This is a genomic window from Pseudomonas kurunegalensis, assembly GCF_030291635.1.
Taxonomy (GTDB): domain Bacteria; phylum Pseudomonadota; class Gammaproteobacteria; order Pseudomonadales; family Pseudomonadaceae; genus Aquipseudomonas; species Aquipseudomonas monteilii.
The window spans coordinates 4,147,146-4,161,478 of the sequence record NZ_CP127871.1 but is presented as its reverse complement, the minus strand read 5'-3'; the positions used below and the strand labels follow the sequence as shown (position 1 = coordinate 4,161,478).

The following is a 14,333-nucleotide window of genomic DNA, read 5'->3' as shown; positions in this document are numbered from 1 at the left end:
ACTGGTTTAATGATATTCCATGGGCTTAAACTACTCGTTATGAATACAGCCCTGCGTTTTAAGGAGCATTTCTGCAATGAGAACCACCAAATTGAAGAATACACCCATAGTTGCAGCCAATACTTACACACAGGCCTGCCTGGTCAATGCTAGCAGGTACTTGCCGTGAGTACTTACAAGCTGGTTTGTCCGCATTGCCACAGCCGTATGCGCATACGCACTAGCGAAGGGCGCCATATTTTCCTGCGGATCGCTTATTTGCAATGCACCACCGAGGCGTGTGGCTGGTCAGTGCGGGCCGAATTCGAAATGACCCACGAACTCTCCCCGAGCGGTATGCCCAACCCGGAAGTCTACCTGCCTTCAGCCAATGGTGATTTGCGCAAGGCCGCCTTGCCGGGTACAGGCCAGGGTAGCCCGCTTGGGTGAGGCGCCGTAGGGTACAGGCAATAAAACGTGCAGATAAAAAAACACCCCGCCTAGGCGGGGTGTTTTGTTTTGCCGAAACTGCCGGGGTAATCAGCCGATCAGTTGCAGGCCGGCTTGCTGAACCAGTTCCAGCAGTGGCTGCGGGTACACACCCAGCACGAAGGCGAGAATGGCGATGGCCAGCAGCATGACGCCACCGGTGCGCTGTTCCCACTTCAGTGGGGCGTCGTGGCGACGCAGGTTCGGCTCGACCAGGTACAGGGTGACCATGACGCGCAGGTAGTAGTACACGCCGATGGCGCTACCGATCACCAGCGCACCGACCAGCCACCACAGGTGCGACTCGACGCCGGTGGCGATGATGTAGAACTTGCCGATGAAGCCAGCGGTCAGCGGGATACCCGCCAGCGACAGCATCATCACGGTCAGTACTGCGGTCAGGTACGGACGGCGCCAGAACAGGCCGCGGTACTCGTACAGCGCATCGGCGTCACGACCGCCGTATGGCGAGGACATCAGGGTGATGACACCGAAGGCGCCCAGGCTGGTGATCACGTAGGTGACCAGGTACACGCCCATGGCTTCCAGGGCCAGGCCCTTGCTGGCGACCAGGGCAATGACCAGGTAACCGAAGTGGGCGATGGACGAGTAACCCAGCAGGCGTTTGAGGTTGCTCTGGGTCAGCGCCAGCAGGTTACCGATCAGGATCGAAGCGACGGCGATCACTGCCAGTACGGTGCTCAGCACGCCACTGCTGGCAGCAGGGGAGAGCATGAACAGGCGCACGACCACGGCGAATACTGCAACCTTGCTGGCGGTGGCCAGGAACGCGGCGACCGGCGCCGGGGCGCCTTCGTACACGTCCGGGGTCCACAGGTGGAACGGCACCAGCGACAGCTTGAAGGCCAGGCCAACCAGCATCATGCCCAGGCCCAGTTGGGCCACCAGGCTTGGCATGCTGGTGGTTGCCAGTGCCTTGCCGATCTGGTCGAAGCTCAGGCTACCGGCATCGGCGTACAGCAGGGCCATGCCGAACAGCAGGAAGGCGGAACCGGCAGCCGACAGCACCATGTACTTGATGCCGGCTTCCAGTGACCGCTTGTTGAAGAAGGCATACGCCACCAGGCCGTAGACCGGTACCGACAGCAGCTCCAGGCCGATGAACAGGCCTGCCAGGTGGTTGGCGCTGACCAGCACCAGGCCACCCAGGGCCGACATCAGCAGCAGCAGGTACAGTTCTTCACGGTTGCCCGGGAAGCCCTTGGACCCTTCGCCAAGGTAGGCGTGGGCCAGGGTGACGCAAGCCAGCGTCGCCACCAGGATGATCGCCATGTACAGGCAGGCGAACTTGTCGATGGTGATCAGCGGGGTGACCGCCAGTGGCGCGACCTTCAGCGCCGGCAGGATCGACAGCAGGGCCAGGTTCAGGCCCACGGTGGACAGCAGGAAGGTCTGCGAGTGGTTGCGCTTCCAGGCGATCGCCAGCATCACCACCACCGTGGTGATGGTGGTGATCAGCATCGGCGCCAATGCGATGAAGTGTTGAGTGGTGAATTCCATAGCGCTCTTACCGGGCCGAAGCGAGTTGAGTGAAAGCGGAACCGAGCCACTGCTGCACACCACTCATGGTGGCGGCAGAGGTGTCGAGGAACGGCTGCGGATACACGCCCAGCAGGATCAGCAACACCGCCAGGCCCAGCACCATGACCAGCTCGCGACCGTCCATGCCGGCCAGCACGGTATCGCTCTTGGCCGGGCCGAAGTAGGCGCGGTGGATCATGATCAGCGAGTACACCGAGCCAAATACCAGGCCGGTGGTGGCGATCACGGTGATCCACGGTACATGCACGAAGCTGCCGATCAGGATCAGGAACTCGCCGACGAAGTTGCCGGTACCTGGCAGGCCCAGCGATGCCGCCGCGAAGAACAGGCTGATGGCCGGCAGGTAGGCGATGCGATGCCACAGGCCGCCCATCTGGCGCATGTCACGGGTGTGCAGGCGCTCGTACAACTGGCCGGACAGGATGAACAGTGCGGCGGCCGACAGGCCGTGGGCCAGCATCTGGATCACCGCGCCTTGCAGGGCCTGCTGGCTGCCGGAGTAGATGCCGATCAGCACGAAGCCCATGTGCGAGACGCTGGAGAAGGCGATCAGGCGCTTGATGTCGGTTTGTGCAAAGGCCAGGAAGGCACCGTAGAAGATACCGATCAGGCCCAGGGTCATGGCGATGGGCGCGAACTCTGCCGAGGCGTTCGGGAACAGCGGCAGTGCAAAGCGCAGCAGGCCGTAGGCCGCAGTCTTCAGCAAGATACCCGCCAGGTCCACGGAGCCTGCGGTCGGTGCCTGGGCGTGAGCATCAGGCAGCCAGGAGTGGAACGGCACCACTGGCAGCTTCACCGCGAAGGCGATGAAGAAGCCCAGCATCAGCACGTACTCGACACCGGCTGGCAGCTCGGTCTTGAGCAGGTCGCTGTAGTTGAAGGTGAGCACGCCGGTGGTGTTGTAGTTGACCAGCACCAGGCCCAGGATCGCCACCAGCATGATCAGGCCGCTGGCCTGGGTGAAGATGAAGAACTTGGTCGCCGCGTAGATCCGGGTTTTCTTGCCGTCTGCCGAGCTGTGACCCCAGAGCGCGATGAGGAAGTACATCGGCACCAGCATCATTTCCCAGAAGAAGAAGAACAGGAACAGGTCCAGGGCCAGGAACACACCGACCACGCCGCCGAGAATCCACATCAGGTTGAGGTGGAAGAAGCCGACGTGGCGCTGGATTTCTTTCCAGGAACACAGTACCGACAGCACACCGAGCAGGCCGGTGAGCAGGATCATCAGCAGCGACAGGCCGTCGAGGGCCAGGTGGATGCTGATGCCGAAGCGCTGGATCCACTGGATTTTGTATTCCACGGCCCAGGCAGGCTCGGCGCCCGGAGCGGGGGCCAGGGTGTAGTCGCCGGTGCCCCACAGCCACAGGCCGATGCCGAGCAGCAGGGACATGGTCAGCAGCGCGATCCAGCGCGGCAGGGTGGCGCCGAAGCGCTCACCCAGCCAGCACAGGAAGCCGCCGATGAAGGGGATCAGGATCAGCCAAGGCAAAATCATGACGGGTTGGTTTCCTTTGGCAAAGTCGCAAGATTCATAGTCATACCGCAGCCACTACCACAGCGCCGAGCACCAGCACGGCACCCACGGCGATAGAGGCGGTGTACCAGCGCAGTTGGCCTGTCTCGGTCTTGCTCATGGCGACGTGGCCGCCACGCGCCATGCGAGGGATCAGGCCGATGCTGCGGTCAACCGGGTCCTTGCGCAGGATGTGGCTGATCAGCAGGTACGGTTTGACGAAGAGCTTGTCGTAGATCCAGTCGAAGCCCCAGGCGGCGAACCACCAGGCCGACAGGACGCGGCCGATGCCGCTGTTGGCAACTGCGCTGACGAAGGTGCGCTTGCCCAGGAACAGCAGGGCCGACAGCAGGATACCGGCGATGGCGATGGCACCCGAGGTGATCTCCAGCGCGTGCTTGGCTTCGCCACCGGCATGGCCGGCGCTTTCAGGCAGCACGCCTGCCAGCGGCGGGTGAATCAAGGCACCGACGGCGGTCGACAGCACGATCAGCACGCCCAGTGGCAGCCAGTGGCTGATGCCGTGGCCGGCGTGGGCTTCGGTCTTGGCTTCGCCGTGGAAGGCGATGAAGATCAGGCGGAAGGTGTACAGCGAGGTCATGAACGCACCCACCAGGCCGGCGTACAGCAGGCCGGTGTTGCCGCTGGCGAAGGCTTCCCAGAGGATCTCGTCCTTGGAGTAGAAGCCCACGGTCACGATTGGCAGTGCAGCCAGGGCAGCGCCACCGACCACGAAGCTGGCGTAGGCCAGCGGCAGTTTCTTCCACAGGCCGCCCATCTTGAAGATGTTCTGCTCGTGGTGGCAGGCAACGATCACCGCACCGGAGGCAAGGAACAGCAGGGCCTTGAAGAAGGCGTGGGTCATCAGGTGGAAGATCGCCGCGTCCCAGGCACCGACGCCCAGGGCCAGGAACATGTAGCCGATCTGGCTCATGGTCGAGTAGGCGAGGATACGCTTGATGTCGGTCTGTACCAGCGCGGCAAAGCCGGCCAGCACCAGGGTCACACCACCGACAACACCTACCAGGTGCAGGATGTCCGGCGCCAGCAGGAACAGGCCGTTGGTACGGGCGATCAGGTACACGCCCGCGGTCACCATGGTCGCGGCGTGGATCAGTGCCGAAACCGGGGTCGGGCCTGCCATCGCGTCGGCCAGCCAGGTCTGCAGTGGCAGCTGGGCCGATTTACCGACCGCACCGCCCAGCAGCATCAGGGTTGCCAGCACCATCCAGGTGTCGCCCGCCTGGAACTTCTGCGGTGCCAGCACCAGCAGTTCCTGCACGTTCAGGGTACCCAGCTGGGCGAACAGGATGAACAGGCCGATGGCCATGAACACGTCGCCGATACGGGTGACGATGAAGGCCTTGAGTGCCGCGTTACCGTTGTTGCGGTTGCTGTAGTAGAAACCGATCAACAGGTACGAGCACAGGCCCACGCCTTCCCAGCCGAAGTAGATGAACAGCAGGTTATCGCCCAGGATCAGGAACAGCATGCTGGCGATGAACAGGTTGGTGTACGAGAAGAAGCGCGAGTAGCCGGCTTCGCCACGCATGTACCAGGATGCGAACAGGTGGATCAGGAAGCCCACGCCAGTGACCACGCCCAGCATGGTGACCGACAGGCCGTCCAGGTACAGGGTGAAGTTCGGCGCAAAGCCGTCTACCGACATCCACTGCCACAGCAGCTGGCTGTACGCGCCGCCTTCAGGCGGGGCGACGTTGAATTGCCAGATGACATAGGCGGCGGTGGCGGCCGAAAGGCCCACCGAGCCGACGCCGATCAGGGCGGACAGGTTCTCCGAGAACCGACCGCGCGAGAACGACAGCAGCAGGAAGCCGACGAGGGGGAAGACGAAAGTCAGGAAGAGAAGGTTCATCCGCGCATCTCACTGGCAGCATCGATGTCGAGAGTGTGGAAGCGGCGATACAGCTGCAGCAGGATGGCCAGGCCAATACTGGCCTCGGCGGCTGCCAGGCTGATCACCAGAATGAACATCACCTGGCCGTCGGGCTGGACCCAACGGGCACCGGCGACGACGAACGCCAGGGCAGAGGCGTTCATCATGACTTCCAGGCTCATGAGCACGAAGAGGATGTTGCGGCGGACCATCAGGCCAACCAGACCTAAGCAGAACAGGATGCCGGCGACTGCCAGACCGTGCTCGAGAGGGATAGCACCCATGATTTACTCCTTCGCCTCGTTGCGGCCCAGGTGGAAGGCGGTGACGGCTGCAGCCAGCAGCAGCATCGACGCCAGTTCGACCACCAGCAGGTAAGGGCCGAACAGGCTGATACCCACTGCTTTCGGGCCCACGGTGGTACCGCTGATGCCAGCGCCGCTCGGGGTGACGAACAGCACGTACAGCAGCTCTGCCAGCAGCAGGGCGCCGAGGATCACTGGCCCGACCCAGATGCCGGGCTTGAGCCAGCCCCGTTCCTGGGCGACCGAAGCCGGCCCCAGGTTGAGCATCATCACCACGAACACGAACAGCACCATGATGGCGCCGGCGTAGGCGATCACTTCCAGGGCGCCGGCGAACGGCGCACCCAGGGAGAAGAAGATCATGGCCACGGAAATCAGCGAAATGATCAGGTAAAGCAAGGCGTGCACGGGGTTGGTACCGGTCACCACCCGAAGGGTGGAGACCACGGCGATCCCGGATGCGAAGTAGAAAGCGAATTCCATCTTTCTGTCCTTATGGGAGCAAGCTCTTCACGTTGATCGGCTCGGCTTCGTTCTGCGCAGAGCCTTTCGGCTTGCCAGCGATGGCCATACCCGCAACACGGTAGAAGTTGTAGTCAGGGTTCTTGCCGGGGCCGGAGATCAGCAGATCTTCTTTCTCGTACACCAGGTCCTGACGCTTGAACTCGGCCATTTCGAAATCCGGCGTCAGCTGGATCGCGGTGGTCGGGCACGCTTCTTCACACAGGCCGCAGAAAATGCAACGCGAGAAGTTGATGCGGAAGAATTCCGGGTACCAACGGCCGTCCTCGGTCTCGGCTTTCTGCAGCGAGATGCAGCCAACCGGGCAGGCCACCGCGCAGAGGTTGCACGCTACGCAGCGCTCCTCGCCATCGGGGTCGCGGGTGAGGACGATGCGGCCGCGGTAGCGCGGCGGCAGGTACACGGGTTCTTCGGGGTATTGCAGGGTGTCGCGCTTGCGGAACCCGTGGGAGAACACCATGGCCAGGCTGCGCAGCTGTGTGCCGGTGCCCTTAACGATGTCGCCGATATACTTGAACATGGGTCAAATCCTCACTGGGCCGCGACGGCTGGCGTGTTGTAGAGCACGATCGCAGCGGTCACCAGCAAATTGATCAGGGTCAGCGGCAGGCAGAACTTCCAGCTGAAGTCCATCACCTGGTCATAGCGTGGGCGCGGGATCGAGGCGCGCAGCAGGATGAACAGCATGATGAAGAACGCGGTCTTCAGCGCGAACCACAGGAACGACAGTTGCGGCAGGATGCCGAACGGGCCGTGCCAGCCGCCGAAGAACAGGGTTACCAGCAGCGCCGAGATGAGGATGATGCCGATGTACTCACCGACGAAGAACATGCCCCATTTCATGCCGGCATACTCGATGTGGTAGCCGTCGGCCAGTTCCTGTTCTGCTTCTGGCTGGTCGAACGGGTGACGGTGGGTCACGGCGACGCCAGCGATGAAGAAGGTGCAGAAGCCGAAGAACTGCGGAATGATGAACCACAGGTTCTGAGCCTGGTATTCAACGATGTCGCGCATGTTGAACGAGCCCACCTGCACCACCACGCCCATCAGCGCCAGGCCCAGGAACACTTCGTACGACACGGTCTGTGCCGAAGCACGCAAGCTGCCCAGCAGGGCGTACTTGTTGTTCGACGACCAGCCGGCGAACAGCACCGCGTAGACCGACAGGCCGGCCATGGCGAAGAAGAACAGCAGGCCGATGTTCAGATCGGCAACGCCCCAGGTCGGGGTGATCGGAATGACCACGAAGGCAATGAGCAGGGCGCTCATGGCCACGACCGGTGCCAGGGTGAAGATGACGCGGTCGACGAACGGTGGGTTCCAGTCTTCCTTGAAGAACATCTTCAGCATGTCGGCTGCGATCTGGAACATACCGAACGGGCCTACGCGGTTCGGGCCGTAACGGTCCTGCCACCAGCCCAGCAGGCGGCGCTCGACGAAGCTGAGCAGCGCGCCGCAGACCACTACCGCCAGCAGGACCACGATGGCCCGCAGCACGGTGAGGATCACGTCGATTACTTCGGGGGTGAACCAGCTCATTGTGCTGCCTCCTGCAGACCTTCGACGGATGCACCGAAGATGGCAGGCGGAATGCCGGCCAGGCCTTTCGGCAACGCGACCAGGCCTGCGCCCAGCTCTTCATTGATGCGCAGCGGCAGGCGCAGGGCCACACCGGCCACGTTCAGGCTCAGCAGAGCACCGTCGTTGACGCCCAGGCGGTCGGCTTCGGACTTGGCCAGGGCCACGTAGGCAGCCGGGATGCGTTCTTGTACTGGGGCGGCGCGCGAGGAGCTTTCTTCGCTGCCGAACAGGTGGAAGAACGGCACGGCGGTCCAGGTGCCACGGGCCGGGTTGAAGGCACCCGGAATGGCGTTGAACCAGTTCAGGCGGTCGCCTTGCGACTCGATCAGGCGCACGCCCGGGTCACCGGCGCGCAGGTGGCCACCGACCTCATCCTGAAACTTGTTCCAGGCTTGTGGCGAGTTCCAGCCCGGCGACCAGGCGAACGGCACCTGCTGGCGCGGTTCGGCGGAGCCCGAGTAGCCTTCCATGGAGAAGGCGAACGCGGTGTCCTTGTCTTGCGGGGTGCGTGGTTCGTGCACGCTGATGTTGGCGCGCATGGCGGTGCGGCCAGAGTAGCGCAGCGGCTCACGGGCCAGCTTCATGCCCTTGATGCGGAACGCGGCGCTTGGGGCGGCGTTGACGATGCCGGCCAGTTGCGGGGCGGCTTCGGCGCAGGCGCTGGTGACGTGGTCCAGCTGAGTCCAGTCGACCGGCTTGTTCAGCAGGGTGGCACGCAGGGCGTGCATCCAGCGCCAGCCTTCGTGGATCTGGATGCTGCTGTCCAGGTATTGCGGGTCGAACACCTGGAAGAAGCGCTGGGCACGGCCTTCCTGGCTGACCAGGGTGCCGTCGCCTTCGGCGAACGAGGCAGCCGGCAGCACCAGGTGGGCGCGGTCGACCGTCGGGGTTTTCGAGTGGTCGGCAACGATCACCACCTTGGCCGCAGCCAGGGCTGCGTCGACCTTGGCGGCCGGTACGCGGGCGTACAGGTCGTTTTCCAGCACGACAATGGCGTCGGCCTTGCCGCTGATGACAGCGTCCAGCGCAGCATCGACGGACTCGCCACCGAGCATGGCCAGGCCGATGCTGTTGGCTTCAGGCACCACCAGGCTCAGCGAGCCGTTCTTCTCGCGCAGCTTCAGGGCCTTGGCGATGTTGGCGGCCGCTTCGATCAGCGCCGGGTCGGCCAGGGACGTACCGGCGACCACCAGTGGGCGCTTGGCAGCGACCAGGGCGTCGGCGATGCGCTGGGCCAGGGCCTTGGCTTCGTCGTCCAGGCCAGCAACGGCAGGTGCGCTCGGGTCGATGGCGTGGGCCACGGCGAAACCGATGCGGGCCAGGTCGGCCGGGGCGGCGTGCACGCATTCTTCGGCAACGTCGTCCAGCTTGGTTTCAGCCAGGGAGGCGATGAACAGCGGGTACAGCGCGTGCTGGCCAATGTTCTTCACGGCGGCGTCGAGCCACGGCTGCACCTTCATGGCTTCGGCCATGGCCTCGGCTTTGCCTTTGGTGGCCTGGCGCACGGCCAGGGCAACGCGGGCAGCGGTCTGGGTCAGGTCTTCACCGAGCACGAACACGGCGTCGTGGTCTTCGATGTCGCGCAGGGTCGGCACTGGCAGCGGGCTGTTGTTCAGCACGTTCAGGGCCAGGCGCACACGGGCCAGTTCGCCCGCTTCCATACCGGCGTAGAAGTAGTCGGCGCCGACCAGCTCACGCAGGCCGTAGTTGCTTTCGAGGCTGGCGCGTGGCGAGCCGATACCGACGATGGTGCGGCCGCGCAGCAGGTCGGCGGCCTTGTCCAGGGCAGCGTCAAGGCTCAGCTTGGTGCCGTCGGCCAGGTGTGGCTGGCGTGGGCGGTCCTTGCGGTTGACGTAGCCGTAGCCGAAGCGGCCACGGTCGCACAGGAAGTACTGGTTGACCGAACCGTTGAAGCGGTTTTCGATGCGACGCAGTTCGCCGTAGCGCTCACCCGGGCTGATGTTGCAGCCGCTGGAGCAGCCGTGGCAGATGCTCGGGGCGAACTGCATGTCCCACTTGCGGTTGTAGCGCTCGGAGTGGGTCTTGTCGGTGAACACGCCGGTCGGGCAGACCTCGGTCAGGTTGCCGGAGAACTCGCTTTCCAGCACGCCGTCTTCGACGCGGCCGAAGTACACGTTGTCGTGGGCGCCGTATACGCCCAGGTCGGTACCACCGGCGTAGTCCTTGTAGTAGCGCACGCAGCGGTAGCAGGCGATGCAGCGGTTCATCTCATGGGCGATGAACGGGCCGAGGTCCTGGTTCTGGTGGGTACGCTTGGTGAAACGGTAGCGGCGCTCGTTGTGGCCGGTCATTACCGTCATGTCTTGCAGGTGGCAGTGACCGCCTTCCTCGCACACCGGGCAGTCGTGCGGGTGGTTGGTCATCAGCCATTCGACGACGCTGGCGCGAAACGCCTTGGACTCGTCATCGTCGATGGAGATCCAGGTGCCGTCGGAGGCAGGGGTCATGCAGGACATGACGATACGACCACGGGTGTCGTTCTCGTCGGTGTACTGCTTGACCGCGCACTGCCGGCAGGCGCCAACGCTACCAAGCGCCGGGTGCCAGCAGAAATAAGGGATGTCGAGGCCGAGTGACAGACACGCCTGTAACAGGTTGTCTGCACCGTTGACTTCGAGCGCTTTGCCGTCTACGTGGATAGTGGCCATTGTTCAAAGTTCTTCGTTGGCCCGCGTGAGCGGGCGTGGCTAATGGAAATCGGTGAGCTTGCGACACGCCACGATGGACTCGGACCTGTCGGCAAGCTGGCGAGTGGCACGGACCACCCGCCTTAATCGTCTTGTTATGCGCCGACCACGATCGGCTTGGCCAGGTTAGGGCGCAGGGTGCCAGCGCTTTCAGGCGCGACACCGGCCTCGAACTCGGACCTGAAGTATTTGATGGCACTGCCCAGCGGCTCGACGGCACCCGGTGCGTGAGCACAGAAGGTACGGCCTGGGCCGAGGAAATTGACCAGCCCCAGCAGCGTCTCGATGTCTTCGGCGCGGCCCTGGCCTTTCTCCAGCGCGCGCAGCATCTTCACGCTCCACGGCAGGCCGTCACGGCAGGGGGTGCACCAGCCGCACGACTCGCGGGCGAAGAACTCTTCCATGTTGCGCAGCAGCGACACCATGTTGATGCTGTCGTCCACGGCCATGGCCAGGCCGGTACCCATACGGGTGCCGACCTTGGCGATGCCACCGGCGTACATCTGCGCATCGAGGTGCTCGGGCAGCAGGAAGCCGGTACCGGCGCCGCCTGGCTGCCAGCACTTGAGCTTGAAGCCGTCGCGCATGCCACCGGCGTAGTCTTCGAACAGCTCGCGGGCGGTGACGCCGAACGGCAGTTCCCACAGGCCCGGGTTTTTCACCTTGCCGGAGAAGCCCATCAGCTTGGTGCCGTGGTCTTCGCTGCCTTCACGGGCCAGCGACTTGTACCAGTCGTTGCCGTTGGCGACGATGGCTGGCACGTTGCACAGGGTTTCGACGTTGTTCACGCACGTCGGCTTGCCCCACACGCCAACGGCGGCAGGGAAGGGCGGCTTGGAGCGCGGGTTGGCGCGGCGGCCTTCCAGCGAGTTGATCAGTGCGGTTTCTTCACCGCAGATGTAGCGGCCGGCACCGGTGTGCACGAACAGCTCGAAATCGAAACCGCTGCCCAGGATGTTCTTGCCCAGCAGGCCTGCGGCCTTGGCTTCATCGATGGCGCGGTTGAGGTTTTTCGCTGCGGTGGTGTATTCGCCACGCAGGAAAATGTAGCCACGGTAGGCCTTCAGGGCGCGGGCGCTGATCAGCATGCCCTCGACCAGCAGATGGGGCTGTTGCTCCATCAGCATGCGGTCCTTCCAGGTGTTCGGCTCCATTTCGTCCGCGTTGCACAGCAGGTAGCGGATGTTCATGGATTCGTCTTTGGGCATCAGGCCCCACTTCACGCCAGTGGGGAAGCCTGCACCACCACGCCCCTTGAGGCCGGAGTCCTTGACGCTTTGCACGATGTCGTCGGCCGACATCTGCGCCAGCGCCTTGCGCGCTGCGGCATAGCCGTTCTTGGACTCGTACTCGGCCAGCCATACCGGCTCGCCGTCGTCACGCAGGCGCCAGGTCAGCGGGTGGGTTTCGGCGGTGCGCGCAATGCGGTTGGCCGGGCCGAAGGAAGTAATGGTCATACGTAACCCTCCAGCAGTTTGGTAACGCCAGCTGGCTGTACGTCGCCAAAGGTGTCGTCGTCGATCATCAGTGCCGGGGCCTTGTCGCAGTTGCCCAGGCAGCACACCGGCAGCAGGGTGAAGCGGCCGTCGGCGGTGGTCTGGCCCAGGCCGATGCCCAGCTCGCTCTGGATCTGGCTGACCACGGACTCATGGCCGCCGATGTAGCAGACCATGCTGTCGCACACGCGGATGATGTGGCGGCCGACCGGCTGACGGAAGATCTGGCTGTAGAAGGTGGCGACACCCTCGACGTCGCTGGCCGGGATGCCCAGCACTTCGCCGATGGCGTGGATGGCGCCGTCCGGCACCCAGCCACGTTCCTTCTGGACGATCTTCAGGGCTTCGATGGACGCCGCGCGCGGGTCCTCGTAGTGATGCATTTCGTGCTCGATGGCCGAGCGCTCGGTTTCGCTCAGGGCGAAACGGTCTGTCTGGATAAGCGTGCTGTTCATGCTTAGCGGTCCACGTCAGCCATAACGAAGTCGATACTGCCCAGGTACGCAATGAGGTCGGCGACCATGCTGCCTTTGATCACCGAAGGGATCTGCTGCAGGTGCGGGTAGCTCGGGGTACGGATCCGGGTGCGGTAGCTCATGGTGCCGCCATCGCTCGTCAGGTAGTAACTGTTGATGCCCTTGGTCGCCTCGATCATCTGGAACGACTCGTTGGCCGGCATGACCGGGCCCCACGAGACTTGCAGGAAGTGCGTGATGAGGGTTTCGATGTGCTGCAGGGTGCGCTCTTTCGGCGGCGGCGTGGTCAGCGGGTGATCCGCCTTGTACGGGCCTTCCGGCATGTTGCGCAGGCACTGATCGATGATGCGGATACTCTGGCGCATCTCCTCGACACGGACCATGCAGCGATCGTAGGCATCGCCGTTGTGGGCCAGCGGTACTTCGAACTCGAAGTTCTCGTAGCCGGAGTAAGGGCGGGCTTTACGCAGGTCGAAGTCGCAACCGGTGGAACGCAGGCCGGCACCGGTGGTACCCCATTCCAGCGCTTCCTTGGTGTTGTACGCAGCAACGCCAATGGTACGGCCCTTGAGGATGCTGTTCTGCAGGGCAGCCTTGGTGTATTCGTCAAGGCGCTTGGGCAGCCATTCGACGAAGTCCTTGACCAGCTTGTCCCAGCCGCGTGGCAGGTCGTGGGCGACGCCACCGATGCGGTACCAGGCCGGGTGCAGGCGGAAGCCGGTGATCGCTTCGATCACGGTGTAGGCGCGCTGACGGTCGGTGAAGGTGAAGAACACCGGGGTCATGGCGCCGACGTCCTGGATGTAGGTACCCAGGAACAGCAGGTGGCTGGTGATGCGGAAGAACTCGGCGAGCATGATGCGAATCACGTCGACTTTCTGCGGCACCTTGATACCGGCCAGCTTCTCGACCGCGAGCACGTACGGCAGGTTGTTCATCACCCCGCCGAGGTAGTCGATACGGTCGGTGTAGGGGATGAAGCTGTGCCAGGACTGGCGCTCGGCCATCTTTTCGGCACCACGGTGGTGGTAGCCGATGTCCGGTACGCAGTCGACGATCTCTTCACCGTCCAGCTGCAGGACGATACGGAACGCGCCGTGCGCCGAAGGGTGGTTGGGGCCGAGGTTGAGGAACATGTAGTCCTCGTTGGCGCCCTGACGCTTCATGCCCCAGGCTTCCGGGTTGAAGCGTGCCGATTCCTCTTCAAGCTGCTGCTTGGCGAGGGTCAGGCTGTAGGGGTCGAACTCGGTGGCACGGGCCGGGTAGTCCTTGCGCAGCGGGTGGCCTTCCCAGGTGGGTGGCATCATGATGCGGCTGAGGTGCGGGTGGCCGGCAAAGTCGATGCCGAACATGTCCCAGACTTCACGCTCGTACCAGTTGGCGTTTGGCCAGATACCGGTCACGGTCGGCAGGTTCAGGTCGCCTTCGCTCAGCGACACCTTGATCATCACGTCGCTGTTACGCTCGACCGACAGCAGGTGGTAGAACACGCTGAAGTCGGCGGCTGGCAGGCCACGGCGCTGGGTGCGCAGGCGTTCGTCGACGCCGTGCAGGTCGTACAGCATGCTGTACGGCTTGGCCACGCCACGCAGGAAGCTGAGCACCTCTTTGAGCTGGGCGCGCTTGACCCACAGCACAGGCATGCCGGTGCGGGTTTCCTGGGCGACGAATGCTTCGGCGCCAAAACGGTTGTTCAGTTCGACGACCACATCCTGGTCGTCAGCCTTGTAGGGCGGAATGAAAATAGCGTTGTCCGCTGTCATGGTCTCGGTCGCTTTGGGTCAACGTTAAGAATGAAGCC

12 protein-coding genes are annotated in these 14,333 nt (G+C 63.5%); 1 reads left to right on the top strand and 11 read right to left on the bottom strand.

Going from position 1 to position 14,333, the window contains the following annotated elements; all coding sequences use genetic code 11:
- Positions 1-165 precede the first annotated feature (165 nt).
- Entirely contained in the window at positions 166-429 is a 264-nt protein-coding gene (locus QQ992_RS19030) for an Ogr/Delta-like zinc finger protein (protein WP_028699011.1), read from the top strand.
- A 90-nt stretch (positions 430-519) separates the two neighbouring features.
- On the opposite strand, the gene nuoN is transcribed toward QQ992_RS19030, so the two are convergent.
- From nuoN to nuoC, 11 genes are all read right to left on the bottom strand, one after another.
- A complete protein-coding gene (gene nuoN / locus QQ992_RS19025; protein ID WP_012273301.1) occupies positions 520-1,989 on the bottom strand; it encodes an NADH-quinone oxidoreductase subunit NuoN in 1,470 nt (489 codons plus the stop codon).
- Between the two features lie 7 nt (positions 1,990-1,996).
- Positions 1,997-3,529, bottom strand: coding sequence for an NADH-quinone oxidoreductase subunit M (nuoM, locus tag QQ992_RS19020; RefSeq protein ID WP_286110702.1), 1,533 nt, complete (start codon positions 3,527-3,529; stop codon positions 1,997-1,999).
- A 40-nt stretch (positions 3,530-3,569) separates the two neighbouring features.
- Complete coding sequence (nuoL, locus tag QQ992_RS19015) at positions 3,570-5,423, bottom strand: NADH-quinone oxidoreductase subunit L (protein WP_060497815.1); 1,854 nt, start codon at positions 5,421-5,423, stop codon at positions 3,570-3,572.
- Positions 5,420-5,728, bottom strand: coding sequence for an NADH-quinone oxidoreductase subunit NuoK (nuoK, locus tag QQ992_RS19010; RefSeq protein ID WP_003251446.1), 309 nt, complete (start codon positions 5,726-5,728; stop codon positions 5,420-5,422). The genes nuoL and nuoK overlap by 4 nt, the downstream gene beginning before the upstream one ends.
- A gap of 3 nt (positions 5,729-5,731) precedes the next feature.
- On the bottom strand, positions 5,732-6,232 hold the full coding sequence (gene nuoJ / locus QQ992_RS19005) for an NADH-quinone oxidoreductase subunit J (protein ID WP_016711598.1): 501 nt from the start codon (positions 6,230-6,232) through the stop codon (positions 5,732-5,734).
- A gap of 10 nt (positions 6,233-6,242) precedes the next feature.
- Entirely contained in the window at positions 6,243-6,791 is a 549-nt protein-coding gene (gene nuoI / locus QQ992_RS19000) for an NADH-quinone oxidoreductase subunit NuoI (RefSeq protein ID WP_003251442.1), read from the bottom strand.
- An 11-nt stretch (positions 6,792-6,802) separates the two neighbouring features.
- Positions 6,803-7,810 (bottom strand): NADH-quinone oxidoreductase subunit NuoH, encoded by a 1,008-nt coding sequence (gene nuoH / locus QQ992_RS18995; RefSeq protein WP_003251440.1) that lies wholly within the window; start codon positions 7,808-7,810, stop codon positions 6,803-6,805.
- Complete coding sequence (nuoG, locus tag QQ992_RS18990; protein ID WP_119369354.1) at positions 7,807-10,521, bottom strand: NADH-quinone oxidoreductase subunit NuoG; 2,715 nt, start codon at positions 10,519-10,521, stop codon at positions 7,807-7,809. The genes nuoH and nuoG overlap by 4 nt, the downstream gene beginning before the upstream one ends.
- A gap of 134 nt (positions 10,522-10,655) precedes the next feature.
- Positions 10,656-12,017, bottom strand: coding sequence for an NADH-quinone oxidoreductase subunit NuoF (gene nuoF / locus QQ992_RS18985; protein WP_105946544.1), 1,362 nt, complete (start codon positions 12,015-12,017; stop codon positions 10,656-10,658).
- A complete protein-coding gene (nuoE, locus tag QQ992_RS18980) occupies positions 12,014-12,511 on the bottom strand; it encodes an NADH-quinone oxidoreductase subunit NuoE (protein WP_012273294.1) in 498 nt (165 codons plus the stop codon). Before nuoE ends, nuoF begins: the two co-directional genes overlap by 4 nt.
- A gap of 2 nt (positions 12,512-12,513) precedes the next feature.
- Positions 12,514-14,295: an NADH-quinone oxidoreductase subunit C/D gene (gene nuoC / locus QQ992_RS18975; protein ID WP_012273293.1), complete on the bottom strand. Its 1,782-nt coding sequence runs from the start codon at positions 14,293-14,295 to the stop codon at positions 12,514-12,516.
- Positions 14,296-14,333 lie beyond the last annotated feature (38 nt).